This is a genomic window from Xanthomonas sp. 3307 (assembly GCF_014199735.1).
GTDB classification, from domain to species: Bacteria; Pseudomonadota; Gammaproteobacteria; order Xanthomonadales; family Xanthomonadaceae; genus Xanthomonas_A; species Xanthomonas_A rydalmerensis.
On record NZ_JACHOG010000003.1, the window covers coordinates 347377 to 365027 of the forward strand.

Annotated in this window: 12 protein-coding genes; 8 read left to right on the plus strand and 4 right to left on the minus strand. The window is 70.7% G+C overall.

The window, feature by feature from the left end; translation table 11 throughout:
• The first annotated feature begins 95 nt into the window (after positions 1 to 95).
• Positions 96 to 1508 carry a hypothetical protein gene (locus tag GGR64_RS10130; RefSeq protein ID WP_184645896.1) on the plus strand — a complete coding sequence of 471 codons (1413 nt, stop codon included), beginning with the start codon at positions 96 to 98 and terminating at the stop codon, positions 1506 to 1508.
• A gap of 278 nt (positions 1509 to 1786) precedes the next feature.
• Here the strand turns inward: GGR64_RS10130 and GGR64_RS10135 are convergent, their stop codons facing one another.
• Entirely contained in the window at positions 1787 to 3883 is a 2097-nt protein-coding gene (locus GGR64_RS10135) for a glycosyltransferase (RefSeq protein ID WP_184645596.1), read from the minus strand.
• A gap of 93 nt (positions 3884 to 3976) precedes the next feature.
• Between GGR64_RS10135 and mrcB the strand changes: the two genes are divergently transcribed.
• The 5 genes from mrcB to GGR64_RS10160 all read left to right on the plus strand — a co-directional run bounded on the left by mrcB (position 3977) and on the right by GGR64_RS10160 (position 10823).
• Positions 3977 to 6409 carry a penicillin-binding protein 1B gene (mrcB, locus tag GGR64_RS10140; protein ID WP_184645598.1) on the plus strand — a complete coding sequence of 811 codons (2433 nt, stop codon included), beginning with the start codon at positions 3977 to 3979 and terminating at the stop codon, positions 6407 to 6409.
• A 23-nt stretch (positions 6410 to 6432) separates the two neighbouring features.
• A complete protein-coding gene (locus GGR64_RS10145) occupies positions 6433 to 6954 on the plus strand; it encodes a tetratricopeptide repeat protein (RefSeq protein ID WP_184446933.1) in 522 nt (173 codons plus the stop codon).
• Between the two features lie 179 nt (positions 6955 to 7133).
• Positions 7134 to 9140 (plus strand): ATP-dependent DNA helicase, encoded by a 2007-nt coding sequence (locus GGR64_RS10150; protein ID WP_184446932.1) that lies wholly within the window; start codon positions 7134 to 7136, stop codon positions 9138 to 9140.
• Positions 9141 to 9201: 61 nt separating this feature from the next.
• Positions 9202 to 9906: a tRNA (adenosine(37)-N6)-threonylcarbamoyltransferase complex dimerization subunit type 1 TsaB gene (gene tsaB, locus GGR64_RS10155; RefSeq protein WP_184645600.1), complete on the plus strand. Its 705-nt coding sequence runs from the start codon at positions 9202 to 9204 to the stop codon at positions 9904 to 9906.
• Positions 9903 to 10823, plus strand: a complete 921-nt coding sequence (locus GGR64_RS10160) for an ADP-ribosylglycohydrolase family protein (protein WP_184645602.1) — start codon at positions 9903 to 9905, stop codon at positions 10821 to 10823. The genes tsaB and GGR64_RS10160 overlap by 4 nt, the downstream gene beginning before the upstream one ends.
• A 148-nt stretch (positions 10824 to 10971) precedes the next feature.
• Here the strand turns inward: GGR64_RS10160 and GGR64_RS10165 are convergent, their stop codons facing one another.
• From GGR64_RS10165 to gshB, 3 genes are all read right to left on the minus strand, one after another.
• Positions 10972 to 13971: a TonB-dependent receptor gene (locus tag GGR64_RS10165; RefSeq protein WP_184645604.1), complete on the minus strand. Its 3000-nt coding sequence runs from the start codon at positions 13969 to 13971 to the stop codon at positions 10972 to 10974.
• 826 nt (positions 13972 to 14797) lie between these two features.
• Positions 14798 to 15679: an energy transducer TonB gene (locus GGR64_RS10170; RefSeq protein ID WP_167087983.1), complete on the minus strand. Its 882-nt coding sequence runs from the start codon at positions 15677 to 15679 to the stop codon at positions 14798 to 14800.
• A complete protein-coding gene (gene gshB / locus GGR64_RS10175; RefSeq protein WP_184645606.1) occupies positions 15676 to 16626 on the minus strand; it encodes a glutathione synthase in 951 nt (316 codons plus the stop codon). The genes GGR64_RS10170 and gshB overlap by 4 nt, the downstream gene beginning before the upstream one ends.
• A 242-nt stretch (positions 16627 to 16868) precedes the next feature.
• Between gshB and pilG the strand changes: the two genes are divergently transcribed.
• A complete protein-coding gene (pilG, locus tag GGR64_RS10180; protein WP_003472648.1) occupies positions 16869 to 17270 on the plus strand; it encodes a twitching motility response regulator PilG in 402 nt (133 codons plus the stop codon).
• A gap of 18 nt (positions 17271 to 17288) precedes the next feature.
• The gene (locus tag GGR64_RS10185; RefSeq protein WP_026144622.1) at positions 17289 to 17651 is read left to right on the plus strand and encodes a response regulator; all 363 of its coding nucleotides are present in this window, start codon (positions 17289 to 17291) and stop codon (positions 17649 to 17651) included.

Genomic DNA, 17651 nt, shown 5'->3' on the forward strand with positions numbered 1-17651 from the left:
TCAGGGACGAACCCGAGCGCAGGCAGCGGCCAGTGCCGCTGTGGCGCGATCGGCGTGTCTGGCGCTGGGCGCTGGCGGTGCTGCTGGTGCTGGGCATGGCCGTGGTGGTGTTCCGCCGCCCGCTGGCCGACCTGATCTGGCCGGAGACGCGCATCCAGCAATTGCTCGACCAGGGCCACGCGGCGCTGCGCGCGGGCCGGCTCAGCGCCGCCGACGGCAGCGGCGCGCGCGAGCGTTTCGAGGCCGCGCTGGCGCTGGACAGCGATCGCATGCAGGCGCGCGTCGGGCTGGCCGCGACCGGGCGCGCGGCGCTCGGGCAGGCGCGCGCGGCGCTGGCCGCCGGCCGCTACCCGCAGGCGCACGCGGCGCTGGCCCTGGCGCGCGCGCTGCAGGTGCCGCGCGCCGATGCCGATCGCATCGAGGCGGCGTTGCGCACGCGTGAGGCCGCGCACGCCGGCATCGATCAACTGCTGCAGCGGGCGGCGCAGGCGCGCCGCGACGGGCATCTGGACGATGGCCCGGACGCGGCGCTGCCGCTGTACCAGCGGGTCCTCGAGTTCGCCCCGGAGCGCACCACGGCGCTGGAAGGTCGCGAGGATGCGCTGTCGGAACTGCTGCAGCACGCGCGAACTGCGCTGGCGCGCGGCGACCTGGCCGCCGCCGCGGCGCTGGTGGAGCGCGCGCGCGGCTACGACGCCGGCCATGTCGACCTGCCCGAGACCCAGGCGGAACTGAATCGGGCGCTGGAGCGCCTGCAGCGCGAGGCCGAACAGGCCCTGCGCCGGCAGCGCCTGGACGCGGCGGCGCGCGCCTTCGCGCAGTGGCGCGCGGCGGTGCCGGATGCGGCCGGCGCCAACGACGGCCTGGAGCGGGTGGCTGCGGCCTATGCCCTGCAGGCGAGCCGTGCCGCCGCCGATTTCCGTTTCGGCGAGGCCGAGCGCGCGCTGCGCAAGGGCCAGGCGCTGGCACCCGACAGTCGTGCCCTGGCCGATGCCAGGCAGGCGCTGCAGCGCGCCCGTCAGAGCCAGGCGACGCCGCAATCGCGGATATCGCCGGCTGAGCGCGAGCGGCGCCTGCAGCGCCTGCTGGCCGATCTGCAGGCCGCCGAGGCGCGAAGCGACTGGTTGACCCCGCCCGGCGCCAGCGCCTACGACAGCTTGCTGGCGGCGCAGATCCTGGCGCCGCGCGATGCGCGGGTGCGCGCGGCCGAGCAGCGCGTGCTGGCGGCGCTGCGGCGCTGTTTCGACGATGCCATGCGCGGCAACCGGGTGCTGGCGGCCAGCGCCTGCTACGACGCCTGGCGCGCATTGGCGCCGGGCGGCAACGGCCTGGCCAGCGCCCGCCGGCGCCTGGCGCAGCGCTGGCTGGCGGTCGGCGACGAGCGCCTGAGCGGCGGCGATGCCGCCTTCGCGCGGCAGGCGCTGCAGCGCGCCCGCGCGATCGATCCGGCCACCCCGGAACTGGCGGCCTTCGAGCGCCGTCTGCGCAGCCTCAGTCCCGGGCGTTAGCGCGGGCGGTGAGGTTCAGGGGCCGTCACTCGGCTGGTGGCGTGGCGCGTCGGGACTGAAGTCCCTCCCACAGGGGGCGCTCGGAAATGCCGGTGATCGTTGTGTATCTGCACCTGTGCGTCGTGCTCTGCATCGCCCAACGCGATCCTTGGCGATAGCCACTGCAGGTCAAGGATCCGCTTCGTTTCCACACGTGGCCCAAGCAGCGGTGATACTGGCAGCACCGTTGTGGGAGGGACTTCAGTCCCGACCCGATAGACCGCAACGCCCGTCGGGGCTCAGTCCAGGAACGCCTCGCGCACGGTGGCGCGGGCGGCGTCCAGCGAGAAGTGGGTCTCGATGTTGCGCAGGCCGTTGTCGGCCAGCCGCTGCCACAGCACCGGATCGGCGTAGAGCCGCGCGATGGCGTCCGCGAACGCCGCGGCGTCGTCGGCGATGAGCACGTCCTCACCGTCGCGCAGGTGCATGCCTTCCACCGCGCACGCGGTGGCCACCACCGGCTGGCCGTGAGCCATGCTCAGGTTGACCTTGCCCTTGACCCCCGCGCCGAAACGCAGCGGCGCCACGGCGATGCGCATGCCATCCATGTAGGCGGCGATGTCGGGCACGTGGCCGAGCAATTCGACACCGGCGGTGGCCTCGCCGAGGCGGCGGATGTCCTCCGGCATGTCCGCGCCGATGCAGTGGAAGCGCACCTCCGGCAGGCGCATGCGCACCGCCGGGAACACCTCCTGCAGGAACCAGCGCACTGCGTCCACGTTGGGCGCATGGCGGAAGCCGCCGACGAACACCAGGTCGCGACGCTGCGCCCACGGCAGGCCGGGGCCGGCGACCTCGTGCAGGTTCGAGATCAGCGCCGTGCGCACCTGCGGCGCCTCGCGCTGCAGCTGTTCGCGTTCGACCGCGCTGACCAGCACGGTCACATCGACTTGCGCCATCACCTCCAGCTCGCGCATGCGGGTGCGCTCGGCCTCGCGCAACAGGCGCGCATCGCCAGCGAGTTCGGCGCCGCGGCGCTCGCGCAGGTAGTGCAGGTCCACGGTGTCGAACAGCCGCCGCGCCTGCGGCGCGAACCGCTGCAGCAGCGGCAGGCAGGCATGGGCGACGTGGTGGCGCACCAGCAGCACGCTGTGGAACCGCGTGCCGTGTTGCTGCAGGAACCAGGTGAGGTTCTTCAAATAGGGCGCGTACCACACCTCCACGCCGAGCCGCTGCAGCGCCTCGCTGTGGCGGCTGGCATAGCTGCGCTCGCTGGGCACGAACACCACGTGCGCGCCTTCCTGCAGCAGCAGGCGGATCAGGTTGAGCTGGCGCAGCGAAGCGGAGTCGCGGTCCGGCTGCGGCAGCGCTTCGTCCAGGATCAGCACCTGGCGCTGCTGCCGGTGCAGCAGGGCCGGCGTCGGCACCTCGCCGGGCGCGAGGTGTTGCGGCAGCACCTCGGCCCACTTGGCGGCGAAGATCGCGCGGTTGCGCACCTGGTAGGCCTTGACCCCGCTGCCGGTGTCGGTGCCGTTGCTGGTGCCTTCGTCGTGCACCACGCGGCTTGCCGGCTGCATCAGCGTACGCAAGCCGGCGGCGCGCACCGCGAATGCCAAGTCGGTGTCTTCGTAGTAGGCCGGCATGTAGCGCGTATCGAAGCCGCCCAGTGCCAGGAAGCGCGCGCGTTCGATCGCCAGTGCCGCGCCGCTGCCATAGTCGACGTCGCGCAGGTAGGCGTAGCGCGGATCGTCGGGCGATTCGAAGCGGCCGTAGCTCCAGGCGCTGCCGTCGGCGAAGACCGTGCCGCCGGCATCCTGCAGGCGGCCGTCGGGATACAGCAGTTGCGCGCTGACCAGGCCGGCCTCCGGCACCTGCGCGAAGGTGTCCAGCAGCGCGTCCAGCCAGCCCGGCTGCGGCACCGTGTCGTTGTTGAGGAACACCAGGTAGCGGCCCTGCGCACGCGCGGCGCCATCGTTGCAGGTGGCGATGAAGCCGCCGTTGCGCTCGCGCACGTGGTAGTGCAGGCCGACCACCTGCGGCAACCACTGTGCGGTGGCGTCGCTGCTGCCGTCGTCGATCACCAGGATCTCGCAGGGCGCGGCCGGCGCGTGCGCAGCCAGCGCGCGCAGGCAGGCGAGGGTATGGTCGACGTGGTTGTAGACCGGGATCACGATGCTGACCAGCGGCGCCGGACTGTTCGGCACCGCGAACGGCGCGAACGGTGCCGGCGCCACCGCGAACAGCGCGCGCTGCGGCGGCGGCAGCGGTTGCGCATGCACGCGCAGGCGCTGCCAGGTGCTGCGCCAGCCGCGCGTGCGCAGGCTGGTCAGGCCGCGCCGGACCAGGCCGGCCAGGCGGTTCAGGGCGTAGCGCGCATTCGCCCACGACATCGACATCCGGTACCACTCCAACTTAAACGAAGAGGCCCCCGCGCCGCGCTGCCCGCTGGGCTGCGCTAGACTCGGCGGAATTTACATTCTCGCATTCCCGTGCCCCGACGCTACGACGATCACGACACCGACGATCAGGACGACGCCCTGGACAGCCCCGCCGCAGTATGGCGCCGGCGTCTGCTCACCTGGGGCCTGGCCGCCGCCGCACTCGGCCTGGGCTTCCTGATTCCGTACACGGTCTATCTGAACAAGCAGGTCACCCAGCGGTTCGGCGAACTGCGCTGGCAGATTCCCACCCGCGTGTACGCGCGGCCGCTGGTGCTGGCGCCGGACACTGCGATGGACCCGCAGACGCTGAAGACCGAACTGGATGCGGCCAGCTATCGCGCCGACGCCGGCGCCGAGCGTCCCGGCAGCTACCAGCAGGACGGCAGCCGCTTCGTCATCGCCAGTCGCGGCTACGTCGACGTCGACGGCCGGGTCGCGCCGCGCCGCATCGAGGTCGGCCTGGGCGGCGGTCGCGTGGTGGCGCTGCGCGATGCGCAGACGCGCAAGTCGCTCAAGGCCGCGCGCCTGGATCCGGCGCGCATCGCCACGCTGTACGGACAGAAGCAGGAAGAGCGGCGCCTGGTGCGCGTGGACGAGGTGCCGGAACTGCTGGTCACCGGCCTGCAGGCGGTGGAAGACCGCGACTTCAACTCGCACCACGGCATCGACCTCAGCGGCATGGTCCGCGCGGCCTGGGTGATGGTGCGTTCCGGCGGCAAGAGCCGGCAGGGCGCCAGCACCCTGACCCAGCAGCTGGCGCGCAGCGGCCTGCTCGGCATCGGCAAGGAACAGACCGTCACCCGCAAGTTCAACGAGATCCTGTACGCGCTGATCATGGAGGCGCGCTACGACAAGCGCACCATCCTGGAGGCGTATCTCAATCAGGTGTACCTGGGTCAGCGCGGCAGCCAGGCGGTGCATGGCGTGGCCTCGGGCGCGGAGTTCTGGTTCGGTCGTGAACTCGATGCGCTGGCGCCGGAACAGGTGGCGCTGCTGATCGGCCTGGTCAAGGGGCCGTCCTACTACGACCCGCGGCGCTATCCCGAGCGCGCGCTGGATCGGCGCAACTTCGTGCTGGGCAAGCTGCGCGAGAGCGAGCTGATCGACGAGCCGACCTATCGCAAGGCGCTGGCCGCGCCGCTGGGCGTGCCGGCCAATCCCGGCCTGGTCGCCGCCAACCGCTTCCCGGCCTATGTCGACCTGGTGCGGCGCCAGCTAGCGCGCGATTACCCGGAAAGCGCGCTGCAGGGCGCCGGCCTGAGCGTGCTCACCGGCATGTCGCCGTCGGCGCAGGCCTATGCCGAGGGCGCGGTGACCCGCACCATCACGTCGTTGGAAACCAACAAGAAGCGCCCGCCGCTGCAGGCCGGCCTGGTGCTCACCGACACCCACAACGGCGAGGTGCTGGCGGTGGTCGGCAGCCGCGACGTGGCCCAGCCCGGCTTCAATCGCGCGATCGAGGCGCAGCGCCAGGTCGGTTCGCTGCTCAAGCCCTTCGTGTACCTGCTGGCGCTGGCGCAGCCGGACCGCTATTCGCTGGCCAGCTGGGTCGACGACACCCCGGTCACCGTGCAATTGGGCCGCGGCCGCAACTGGAGCCCGGGCAATTCCGACGGCCGCAGCCATGGCACGGTGCGCGTGGTCGATGCGCTGGCGCACTCCTACAACCAGGCCACGGTGCGCATCGGCATGCAGGTCGGGCCGGAGCGCGTGGCGCAGCTGGTGAAGGTGCTGGCCGGCATCGAGGCCGAGGTCAATCCCTCGCTGATCCTCGGCGCGACCGACCAGAGTCCGTACGCGATGGCGCAGCTGTACCAGTTCCTGGCCTCCGGCGGCGAGATCCAGCCGCTGCATGCGGTGCGCGGCGTGCTCGATCCGCAGGGCAAGCTGCTCAAGCGCTACGACAAGACCCCGGCGCCGGCGCAGGAGGGCGATTCCATCGCCGCCAACCTGGTCGGCATGGCGCTGCAGCAGGTGGTCAGCAACGGCACCGCGCGGCAGTTGCTCAGCGATGGCCTGGGCAAGCTGACGCCGGCCGGCAAGACCGGCACCAGCAACGACGGCGTGGACAGCTGGTACGCCGGCTACACCGGCGATCACCTGGCGGTGATCTGGATCGGCAACGACCAGAACAAGCAGACCGGCCTGTACGGCGCCACCGGCGCGATGCGGGTGTGGTCGGGCATCTTCTCGCGGCTGCCGAGCGCGCCGTTGCAGGTGCAGGGCAAGGGCATCGACTGGCAGTGGATGGATCCGGTGGGATACAACAGCACCGACCCGAGCTGCCCCGGCGCGCGCCAGTTCCCGTTCGTGGTCGGTTTCGTGCCCGCGTATGCCGCCTGCACGCCGCCGCAGGCGCTGCCGGACGAGGCCGCGCCCGCCGAGGGCGAACGCCAGGGCGGCGGCTGGCGCAGCTGGTTCGGCCTGGACAAGAAGAAAGACCCGCCTGCCGATGCGGCCGCGCCGCCGCCGGCGCATTGATTCCCGGATTCCGGATACCGCTCATGACCCCACGTACTCCCGCCATCGCCGCCCTCAGCCTGCTGCTCGCCTCCTGCGTCAGCGCGCCGCCGCCGCCGCCCCCGGCCGCGCCGGTGGACACCACCACGCCGGCGCAGCGCATCGCCGCGATCGACGCCAGCGGCGGCGCCGACGACACCGAGCTGAGTGTGCAGCCGCTGCGCGATCCGGAAGTCGAGGACCTGCGCGAGAGCGCCAAGCGCAAGCGCACCGCCGGTGATTTGGCCGGTGCCGCCGCGGCGCTGGATCAGGCGCTGAAGCTGGTGCCGGAGGACCCGGCGCTGCTGCAGGACCGCGCCGAAGTGGCGCTGCTGCAGAAGGATGATGCGCAGGCCGAAGCCTTCGCCAAGCGCGCCATCGACCTGGGCTCGCAGACCGGCCCGCTGTGCCGCCGCCACTGGGCGACCATCGAACAGGCGCGCCTGGCCCGCGGGCAGAAGGAAAACGCCGCCTCGGCGCATGCGCAGATCGCGGGGTGCACGGTGCCTGGGATCAAGAGGTACTGAGGGCGGGGATTGGGGAGTTGGGATTGGGGATTGGCAGGAGCGCATTTCCGCGCGTGCAGGCTGAAGTCCCTCGTTGGCGTGTCCTGCGGCTTGTTGGGCGAACGCACTGATCCGCGACGCACGCGCCTTCTGCTTTTACCAATCCCCAATCCCGACTCCCCAATCCCGGCAGCACCCCCATGTCCTTAGCCCATGCCAGCACCGAAGCGCTCAGCGAAGGCGGTGCGCTTGCGCGCCAGCTCGATGCCTTCGTGCCGCGGCCGGCGCAGTTGCGGTTGACCGCGGCGATCGCCGAGGCGTTCGAGCAGCGCGACGTGCTGCTCGCCGAGGCCGGTACCGGCACCGGCAAGACCTATGCGTATCTGGTGCCGGCGCTGCTGTCGGGGCTGAAGACCATCGTCTCCACCGGCACCCGCGCGCTGCAGGACCAGCTCTATCACCGCGATCTGCCGCGGGTGCGGGCGGCGCTGGGCGTGGGCCTCAGCAGCGCGCTGCTGAAGGGGCGCGCCAATTACCTGTGCAAGTACCGCCTGGAGCAGGCCCGCGGCGAGCCGCGGTTCACTGCGCGCGAGCAGGTCGCGCAGTTCCAGCGCATCGTCGCCTGGAGCGGGCGTACTCGCTTCGGCGACATCGCCGAACTGGACGCGCTGGCCGACGATTCGCCGCTGCTGCCGCTGGTCACCTCCACCGTGGACAACTGCCTGGGCACCGAGTGTCCGTTCTGGGGCGAGTGCTTCGTGGTGCAGGCGCGGCAGCGCGCGCAGGCCGCCGACCTGGTGGTGGTCAACCACCACCTGCTGCTGGCCGACCTGGCATTGAAGCAGGAAGGCTTCGGCGAGATCCTGCCCGGCGCGCAGGCCTTCGTGATCGACGAGGCGCACCAGTTGCCGGAATTGGCGGCGAACTTCTTCGGCGAAGGCTTCGGCATGCGCCCGCTGCAGGAACTGGCGCGCGATTGCGTGGCCGAGAGTCGCCATGTCGCCGGCGCGCTGGCCAGCCTGCAGGCGCCGGTGCAGGCGATCGAGCAGACCCTGCGCGAACTGCGCGCGGCGATGGAGGGCCTGCCGGCGCGCGGCACGCAGTGGCGGCTGCTGGCCAAGCCGCAGGTGCGCGACGGCTTCGATGCGCTGCTGGCCGATCTGGCGCGGCTGCAGGAGCCGCTGGCGGTGCTGCGCGAGGCCTCGCCCGGTTTCGACGCCTGCGCGGCGCGCGCGCGCGAACTGCGCACGCGGCTGGGCCGCTGGCTCGGCGAGGATGCGCCGATTCCGGATTTCGAGGCCGAGCCGGAAGCGGACGCGCCGTCCAACGACGTGCTGTGGTACGAGCTGACCCCGCGCGGCTTCCGCTGCCAGCGCACGCCGCTGGATGTGTCCGGGCCGCTGCGCGCGCATCGCGAGGCCTCGCGCGCGGCCTGGGTGTTCACCTCGGCGACGCTGGCGGTGAAGGGCGAGTTCGAGCACATCGCCACGCGCCTGGGCCTGAGCGACCCGATGACCTTGCTGCAGCCCAGCCCGTTCGACTGGGCGCGGCAGGCATTGTGCTACCTGCCGGCGCTGCCCGATCCCGCCGCGCGCGGCTTCGGCACCGCGTTGATCGCCGCGCTGCAGCCGGTGCTGGAGGCCTCGCAGGGCCGTGCCTTCCTGCTGTTCGCCTCGCACCGTGCGCTGCGCGAGGCGGCCGAGGCACTGCGCGACGGCCCCTGGCCGCTGTTCGTGCAGGGCGAGGCGCCGCGCGCGACCTTGCTGCAACGCTTCCGCGCCTCCGGCAACGGCGTGCTGCTCGGCTCGGCCAGCTTCCGCGAGGGCGTGGACGTGGTCGGCGATGCGCTGAGCGTGGTGGTGATCGACAAGCTGCCGTTCGCCGCGCCCGACGATCCCGTGTTCGAGGCGCGCCTGGACGCGATCCGCCGCGACGGCGGCAACCCGTTCCGCGACGAACAGTTGCCGCAGGCGGTGATCGCGCTCAAGCAGGGCGTGGGCCGGCTGATCCGCAGCGAGCGCGATCGCGGCGTGCTGGTGCTGTGCGACCCGCGCCTGCTGAGCAAGTCCTACGGCCGCACTTTCCTGGAGTCGCTACCGCCGTTCGCCCGTACCCGCGACGTGGAGGACGTCCGCCAGTTCTTCGCCGCCGAAGTCCCGACGCTGGGCGATAATCCCGACACGGGCACGTCGCCGCCATCCGACTAGCCGGCGCGCCGCTCTTGCTTTTGCGAATCCCCAATCCCGAATCCCCAATCCCGGCTTCTCAATGAACCTCCTCGCCTTCGAAACCTCCACCGAAGCCTGCTCCGTCGCCGTGCTGGTCGGCGACCGCGTGCTGGAGCGCTTCGAGCTGGCGCCGCGGCGGCATGCCGAGCTGGCGCTGCCCTGGGCCGAGCAGCTGCTGGCCGAGGCCGGCATCGGCCGCCGCCAGCTCGATGCGGTGGCCTTCAGCCGCGGCCCTGGCGCGTTCACCGGGGTGCGCTTGGCGATCGCGGTCGCGCAGGGCATCGCCCTGGCCCTGGACCTGCCGGTGTTGCCGGTGTCCACGCTGCAGGTGCTGGCGCTGCGCGCGCCAGCGGATGCGCCGCGGGTGCTGGCGGCGATCGATGCGCGCATGGGCGAGGTCTACGCCGCTGCCTACGCGCGGCAGGCAGATGGCAGCCTGCAGGCCCTGACCGCGGAGCAGGTGCTGAATCCGGAAGCTTTCGTGTTGCCGGAGCCGGAGGCGGCCTGGGCCGCGGTGGGTACCGGGCTGGCGGCGGTCGATGGCAGCTTGCAGCGCCGCTTCGGCACGCATTGGCGCAGCGCCGATGCGCAGGCGCTGCCGCACGCCGCCGACCTGCTGACCCTCGCCGCGGCCGCATACGCGCGCGGCGACGGGATCGCGCCGGAACGCGCCGAGCCGGCCTACCTGCGCGACAACGTCGCCCTGACCCTGGCCGAGCAACAGGCGCAGCGGGCCGCACGATGACCGGTGGCGTTGCGCCTGGCGGCCGCTTCCGCGGCTGTCTGCTGGGGCTGGCGGTGGGCGACGCGCTGGGGACCACGCTGGAATTCAAGGCGCCCGGCAGCTTCGCGCCGATCGACGACATGGTCGGCGGCGGCCCGTTCGAGCTGCAGCCTGGGCAGTGGACCGACGACACCTCGATGGCGCTGTGCCTGGCCCACAGCCTGCTGTACCGGCAGGGCTTCGACGCCGCCGACCAGATGAACCGCTACTGCAACTGGTACCAGCACGGCTACCTGAGCAGCACCGGCACGTGTTTCGACATCGGCAACACCGTGCGCGCGGCGCTGGAGCGCTACCTGCAGGGCGGGCCGGCGTTCAGCGGCAGCGACGATCCGCGCGCGGCCGGCAACGGCGCGCTGATGCGGCTGGCGCCGGTGGCGATGTTCTATGCGCAGCGCCCCGACGAACTGGCCGAGCGCGCCGCCGACAGTTCCCGCACCACCCATGCCGCGGCCGAGGTGCTGGATGCCAGCCGGCTGTTCGCCTTCCAGCTGCGTGCCGCGCTGCGCGGCGACGCTCGTGCGCACGTTCTGCAGCCGGCGGACGCACCACCGATGCAGACCCCGGCGCTGCGTGCGCTGGCCGTGCGCGACCACGCGGCGGTGCCGGCAACGCAGATCCGCGGCACCGGCTACGTAGTCGATGCCCTGTCGGCGGCGCTGTGGTGTTTCGCCACCACCGGGTGCTTCGCCGACGCGGTGCTGCGCGCGGCCAACCTGGGCGACGACGCCGACACCACCGCGGCGATCTGCGGACAGTTGGCCGGCGCCTTCTACGGCCTCGATGGGATCCCCGCGGCCTGGCGCACGCGCGTGCAGGATGCCGCCGAGATCATGGCCTTGGCCGATCGCCTGCACGCGGCCAGCCTCGCACCCTGAGGCCGTGCAGGGTGCCGGCCGCCAGCGGCCGGCACCCGTGCGCACCGCCAGCGCGCCTCGGAGCGGCCAACAAAACGATTGCGCAGCCGCCAGGCCGGCGCGGACGCCACCGACCTGGCGACTGCTCGCGACGTTTTGTCAGCCACGCTTAGTAGTCGTAGCTGACGCTCAGCCGCAGCGAGCGCGGCGCCTGGCGCAGCAGGGCCGCGCCATACACCGGGTCCGGGTTCCCCGGGCCCGTCTCCGAGTACGGATACTTCCACAATGTGGCCTGGCCGTTGAAGACGTTGAACACGTCCAGGGTAAAGGCCAGTTTGCGCTCGGCGTAGGCCGGCCGCCACGACACGCCGAGATCCAGTTGCTGCAGCCAAGGCAGGCGGCCCTGGCTGCCTGGAGGCGCCGGCTGGCCTTCGTAATAGTGATAGGCAATGCCATAGCCGGAGGGGTCGCTGTGGTCGGGGCCGTAGGAACCCAGTGCACTGAACGGCGAACCGGAGATCAGCTTGAGGTTGGCCGACACCAGCCATGCGGGGTTGATCTGGTAGTAGCCGTAGAACTTGAACTGATGGGTGTGGTCGTTGCTCTGCGGGCCGTTCGTGTGCTTCATCAGCTGCGCATAGTCCCAGGCCTGGGTGGTGGATACCGCGGTCTGGCCGATGCCCGACAGCAACTGGCCCTCGGTGGTGCCGTAGCTGCGCGACCAGGTGTAGTCGAAGCGGCCGTACCAGCGCTGGTCGAACGGATGCTCCAGCGACAGGTTGAGTCCGTAGTAGTTGCGCTTGAACGCGGGGAAGCCGAACTGCGCGTTGCTCAGCGGCACCTTGACGTAGTTGCCCGAGGTGTCGACCAGGGTGAAGGTGTTGGCCCGGCCCGGGTTGATCAGCCAGCAACTGACCGGATTGCTGTCCAGGGTCACCGTGTGCCCTTGCGCCGCGGCGGCGGCGAACACGGTCTCGCTGTCGCAGTAGTCGTCCACGCCGCTGCGCAGGACGCGGTAGGTGCCCTTGGCGCCGTAGACCCAGCTGTCGCCCCACGCCTTGGTGAAGCCGAGGATGAACTCGTCCTGGAACGAGGGCTTGATGCCCTGCGTGGCGACGGTCTTGGGATCGGGCAGGATCCCGTAATAGTTGTTGGACGAGACCGCGCCGGAGATCTGGGTCAGGCCGGTCGGGTAGCCATTGGCGTCGATGCCGCCGTAGGTGTAGTAGGTGGAAGTGGCCAGGGTGGCGCCAGCGGCGTTGAACGCCGGATTCAGCGGCAATGCCAGGTAGTAGCGGCCGGCGTTGCCGTACACCTTGAAGCGCGCATCGCCGTCGACATCCCAGCTGAAGCCCAGCCGTGGCGCCCATTGCCCGCTGGTCTGCTTGATGTACGGCGCGCCGTCGCGGTTGTAGTTGGTGAACTGGTCCAGGCGCAGGCCGAGGCTGAGCAGCAGCCGGTCGTTGACCTGCCAGTTGTCCTCCACGTACTGCGCGCGCTGCGCCGAACGCACCGAGGCCAGTGCGCTGTAGATGTACTTGCGCACGTAATAGCCGTCCTGGCCGTTGGGGTAGCCGCCGGTGGCCGGGACGCCGAGCCCGGTGTTGATCGGCACGTTGGGACTGGCCTGGCCGTAGATCCAGTAATAGCCGTCGCCGGAGGCCACCGACCCGCGGTTGAGCGCGCGTGCGTTCTGGTTGTCGATGCCGATGGTGATGCTGTGCGCGCCGATGGCGTAGTTGAGGTCCAGGCGCAGGTTGTCCGTGCGGTTGCCGCGCGCGGGGTCGACCAGCAGCGAGGTGGTCTGTGCGTTGGTGATCGGGGTGCCGCCGGTGTAGGCCGGGTTCTGGAAGCCGGGGCTGGAGAGATAGGTCAGCGTGTCGTTGTAGCTGGGGTTGCGGCTGTAGTCGTCGGTGCGCTGCTGGCCGTACAGCGCGCTGAAGGTCAGGCGGTCGGTGAGGTAGCCGGTGTACTTGGCGCTCCACAGGTCGCCGCCGGTCTTGGTGGTGTCGGCATCCCCGCGCAGGGCGCCGATGTCGCGGCCGCTGTACTGGGAGTACGTGCCGCGCGTGATGTAGCGGCTGGAGGCGCCGGTGATCTCCAGCAGTTGGCTGTCGCTGATGTTCCAGTCGAGCTTGGCGTACCAGCTCGGCCGGCGGTACTGGTAGTCGTAGTAGTACGGCCCTGGGATGGTCTCGCGCGCACCGTAGAAGCGATCGCCGTCCTGGCGCTGCAGTTCGTAGGCGCCGAAGAAGAACAACCGGTCCTGGATCAGCGGGCCGCCGGCGTAGAGGCTCTGGCTGCTGAGCGTGGAGCCGCTCTTGCTGTCCGGCCGATACAGCGCGCCGTTGCCGGGCGCATACACGTCCTTCTGCGCGGAGCGCAGGCCGTCCGGTTCCCAGGTCGCCTGGCCGCCGAAATGCCATTCGTTGCTGCCGCGCTTGCCGACGGCGTTGAGCACGCCGCCGTCGGAACGGCCGTACTTGGCGCTGTAGCCGCCGGTATAGACCTCCAACTGATCGATGCTGCCGTAGGGCAGGGTCAGCCCGCCCAGCCCGCGCAGCGGGTCGGTGGTGTTGAAGCCATTGATGTAATACGCGTTCTCCGCCGAAGAGGCACCGCCGAAGCTGAGCAATTGCGCGCCGGTCGGGCCGATGTAGGTGCCGCTGCCGCTGTTGCCGGCGACGCCGGGCGCCAGTTGCGCGATGGCCTCCGCCGAGCGGCCCAGCGGCAGGCGCTGCAGCTGTTCGGCGTTGATCACCGTGCGCGAGTCCACGCTGCTGACGTCGATCGCGGCGGCGGCGCGGTCGGCGCTGACCTGCACGCCGGCCAGGCTGGTGGTGGCGGGGCTGAAGGAGACGTCGGTGACGGCACCGACGGTGAGGCCGACACCGTCGCGGCTGCCCAACACACTGCCGTCGGCACCTTTGGCGATGATGGTGTAGGTACCCAGCGGCAACTGGCCGATGCTGTAGCGGCCGCGCGCATCGACAGCGACCTCGCGACTGAGGCCGCTGTCGCTGCGCACCAGGATGCGCTGTGCAGCGGCGGGCGCCTGGCCGGCGACGGCGCCGGTGGTGGACTGGGCCTGGGCCGGCGGAAGAGCGAGGGCGGCACTCAGTGCTAGTGCGAGCAGGGCGGGCCTGCGGAGGGAGCGGTGGTTGTGCATGCGGGGGCGGCTCGGATGGTAGTAGCGGGGCGGGGACCGCCGCGCCGACTCGAATCCGCCCGTCCTGGATGATGCGATGTGCGCGGTAACGTTCCCCCGCTCCATTAACCTTAATGGGACGCCATCACAGAAATGCCGCGTTGTTATGTCGGCGGCAGCAATGGTTATGTCGCTCCCCACCGGGTGTTCCGGGCGACCGTACCCTCACCCCAACCCCTCTCCCGGTGGGAGAGGGGCAGCGCTTCTCCTTCTCCCCTCGGGAGAAGGTGCCCCGAAGGGGCGGATGAGGGTACGGGGCGAAGCCTCGACCTGTTTGCGACCGCCAGGCGTTGCGGCGGCCGTACCCTCACCCCAACCCCTCTCCCGGTGGGAGAGGGGCTAGCGCTTCTCCTTCTCCCCTCGGGAGAAGGTGCCCCGAAGGGGCGGATGAGGGTACGTGCGAAGCCTCGACCTGTTTGCGACCGCCAGGCGTTGCGGCGGCCGTACCCTCACCCCAACCCCTCTCCCGGTGGGAGAGGGGCTAGCGCATCTCCTTCTCCCCTCGGGAGAAGGTGCCCCGAAGGGGCGGATGAGGGTACGGGCGAAGCCTCGACCTGTTTGCGATCACCAGGCGTTGCGGGCGGCCGTACCCTCACCCCAACCCCTCTCCCGGTGGGAGAGGGGCTAGCGCTTCTCCTTCTCCCCTCGGGAGAAGGTGCCCCGCAGGGGCGGATGAGGGTACGTGCGAAGCCTCGAAACGTTTGCTACCGCCAGGCGTTCCGTGGCGGCCGGACCCTCACCCCAACCCTCTCCCCGCGGGAGAGGAGCTACTGCCTGTACTCGCAACTCAGCGGTCGTCGACCAGGCTGCCGCCGGGCAGGAACACCCAGGTGCGGGTGACCTGCAGGATGTCGATGTTGTCGTCGGTGCGCGGCAGCGGCGGGAACGGTTGCGCCAGCTGCACGATCCGCAGTGCGGCGGCATCGAGCATCGGCACGCCGCTGGAGCGCAGGATGCGGCTGCTTTCCAGGCTGCCGTCGCGGCGCACGCCGACGCTGATCACCACCTGGCCGCCGAGCCGGCGTCGCCGCGCTTCGTCGGGATAGTTGAGGTTGCCGACGCGCTCGGCGCGGTCGACCCAGGCGCGCAGGTAGTTGGCGTAGGCGTATTCGCGGGTGCTGGCGGAGACGAACTTGCGGTTCGGGCGCTTGGCGTACTGCTCCGAGCGCAGGTGCACTTCGGCAGCCAGTCGCGCCATTTCGGCATCGCGCTGTTCGCGCTGCGCGTCCACCGGCCGCTGCGGCTCATCGGTGCGCGGCTGGGTCTGGGCCGCCGGCAGCCGTTGCTCGCCGCGCGCGCTGCTGACCACGCGCGGGGTCGGCTCCGGTGCGGCGGCCGCGGTCTGCGCGCGCAGCGCTTGCGGCGCCAGACCGTCCTGGCGCTGCGGCACCACGCCCGGCTGGCTGTCGCGTGGGCGCTGGGGTTTGTCGTGGTCGCCGCCGCCCTGCTGGTTGGCCTGGGCCAGGAAGTCGGCCTGTTTCGGCGTCAGCGGCGTGCTGGTCTGGCTGAAGATCACGTCCAGGGTCGGCACCAGCGGTGCGTCGTCGTCGATCGCAAAGCCCACGCCGAGGATCAGCAGCCCGTGCACGATCAGCGACAGCACCAGGGTGGCGCTGAGCCGTTCGCGCTCGCCGATGCGCGGCGCGGGCGTCGCGGCGGCCGCGCTCATCGCGCCGGGTAGGCCTCGATGGCGTCGAACAGCAGCCCGGCGATGTTGAGTCCGAACTGCGCGTCCAGCTCGCGCACGCAGGTGGGGCTGGTGACGTTGACCTCGGTGAGGTAATCGCCGATCACGTCCAGGCCGACGAAGCGCATGCCGCGCCGCTTCATCTCCGGGCCGACCTGGGCAGCGATCCAGCGATCGCGCTCGCTCAGCGGGCGGCCTTCGCCGCGGCCGCCGGCGGCCAGGTTGCCGCGGAACTCGTCGCCCTGCGGAATCCGCGCCAGGCAGTAGTCCACCGCCACGCCGTCGACCAGCAGGATGCGCTTGTCGCCGGCGCTGATGTCCGGGATGAAGCGCTGCGCCAGGGCCAGCTTGCGGCCGCCGTCGGTCAGCGTCTCCAGGATCACGTTGAGGTTGGGGTCGCCGGTGCCGCTGCGGAAGATCGAGCGCCCGCCCATGCCGTCCAGCGGCTTCAGCACCGCCTGGCCGTGCTCGAGCACGAAGGCCTTCAGCGTGGCGGCGTCGCGGCTGACCAGGGTCGGCGGGCAGCATTGCGGGAACAGCAGGGCGGCCAACTTCTCGTTGAAGTCGCGCAGGCCCTGCGGGTCGTTGACCACCTGCGCGCCAGAGCGCTGGGCCACGCTCAGCACGTGGGTGTCGTAGAGGAACTCGGCATCGAACGGCGGGTCCTTGCGCATCAGCACCACCTGGCCGGGCCCGAACGTCAGCTCGGCGAACGCGTCCAGCTCGAACCAGCCGGCCTTGTCGTCGCGCACCCGCAGCGGCGCGGCCTGGGCCAGCGCGCGGCCGTCGCGCAGGGTCAACCCGCCCGGCCGCACGTAGTGCAGTCGATGCCCGCGGCGCTGCGCTTCCAGCAGCATCGCGAAGGTCGTGTCTTTGGCGATCTTGATGCTGGCGATGGGGTCCATCACCACGATGACATCGAACGGCATGGGGGCACCTGAGAGACTGAGCGGAAGATGGTAGCGGGTCGACGGGGGCGCCGCGCACCGGGTGTCGGGCGCGGCCGCGCGGTGTCGCACGTTATCCGCCAAACTGTGACATAGTTTGTGCTGTTACGTGGTTCAACGCAGACCGGCAGCGGCGGCCTTGACAGTCGCAGCGGGTCTTGGGATACATGGCGTTTCGCAGCGAAGCCGGATCCGATGAAGCGTCGCGCGCTTGGGGGCAAGTGATGAGTGAAAACACGACTGCGGGTGGGGAACTCGCAGGCTTGCGGGTGATGGTGATCGACGATTCGAAAACAATCCGTCGTACCGCCGAAACATTGCTGAAGCGCGAAGGGTGCGAAGTGGTGACGGCCACCGACGGCTTCGAGGCCTTGGCCAAGATCGCCGACCAGCAGCCGCAGATCATTTTCGTGGACATCATGATGCCGCGGCTGGACGGCTATCAGACCTGCGCGCTGATCAAGGGCAACCAGCTGTTCAAGGCCACGCCGGTGATCATGCTGTCCTCCAAGGACGGCCTGTTCGACAAGGCGCGCGGGCGCATCGTCGGGTCCGAGCAGTACCTCACCAAACCCTTTACACGCGAAGAGCTGCTGGGCGCGATCCGTACATACGTCAACGCCTGACCAGGGGGAAAGGCAGCAATGGCCCGTATCTTGTTGATCGAGGACTCACCGACCGACCGGGCGGTGTTCACGCAATGGCTGGAAAAAGCCGGGCACCAGGTGCTGTCCACCGACAACGCGGAGGACGGGATCAAGCTGGTCCGCGAGCAGGCGCCGAACCTGGTGCTGATGGACGTGGTGCTGCCGGGCATGAGCGGCTTCCAGGCCACCCGTGCGCTGTCGCGCGACGAGGCCACCCGGCACATCCCGGTGCTGATCATCAGCACCAAGAGCATGGAGACCGACAAGGTCTGGGGCATGCGCCAGGGCGCCACCGACTACATCGTCAAGCCGCCGCGGGAAGACGAGCTGATCGCCCGCATCAAGCAATTGGTGGGCTGA

Bases quoted from the DNA above. Each gene is read 5' to 3' on its own strand.
- GGR64_RS10135 (WP_184645596.1), bottom strand. From the start codon at position 3,883: ATGTCGATGTCGTGGGCGAATGCGCGCTACGCCCTGAACCGCCTGGCC.
- pilG (WP_003472648.1), top strand. From the start codon at position 16,869: ATGAGTGAAAACACGACTGCGGGTGGGGAACTCGCAGGCTTGCGGGTG.
- tsaB (WP_184645600.1), top strand. From the start codon at position 9,202: ATGAACCTCCTCGCCTTCGAAACCTCCACCGAAGCCTGCTCCGTCGCC.
- GGR64_RS10150 (WP_184446932.1), top strand. From the start codon at position 7,134: ATGTCCTTAGCCCATGCCAGCACCGAAGCGCTCAGCGAAGGCGGTGCG.
- GGR64_RS10160 (WP_184645602.1), top strand. From the start codon at position 9,903: ATGACCGGTGGCGTTGCGCCTGGCGGCCGCTTCCGCGGCTGTCTGCTG.
- GGR64_RS10185 (WP_026144622.1), top strand. From the start codon at position 17,289: ATGGCCCGTATCTTGTTGATCGAGGACTCACCGACCGACCGGGCGGTG.
- GGR64_RS10130 (WP_184645896.1), top strand. From the start codon at position 96: ATGGCCGTGGTGGTGTTCCGCCGCCCGCTGGCCGACCTGATCTGGCCG.
- GGR64_RS10165 (WP_184645604.1), bottom strand. From the start codon at position 13,971: ATGCACAACCACCGCTCCCTCCGCAGGCCCGCCCTGCTCGCACTAGCA.
- gshB (WP_184645606.1), bottom strand. From the start codon at position 16,626: ATGCCGTTCGATGTCATCGTGGTGATGGACCCCATCGCCAGCATCAAG.
- GGR64_RS10145 (WP_184446933.1), top strand. From the start codon at position 6,433: ATGACCCCACGTACTCCCGCCATCGCCGCCCTCAGCCTGCTGCTCGCC.
- GGR64_RS10170 (WP_167087983.1), bottom strand. From the start codon at position 15,679: ATGAGCGCGGCCGCCGCGACGCCCGCGCCGCGCATCGGCGAGCGCGAA.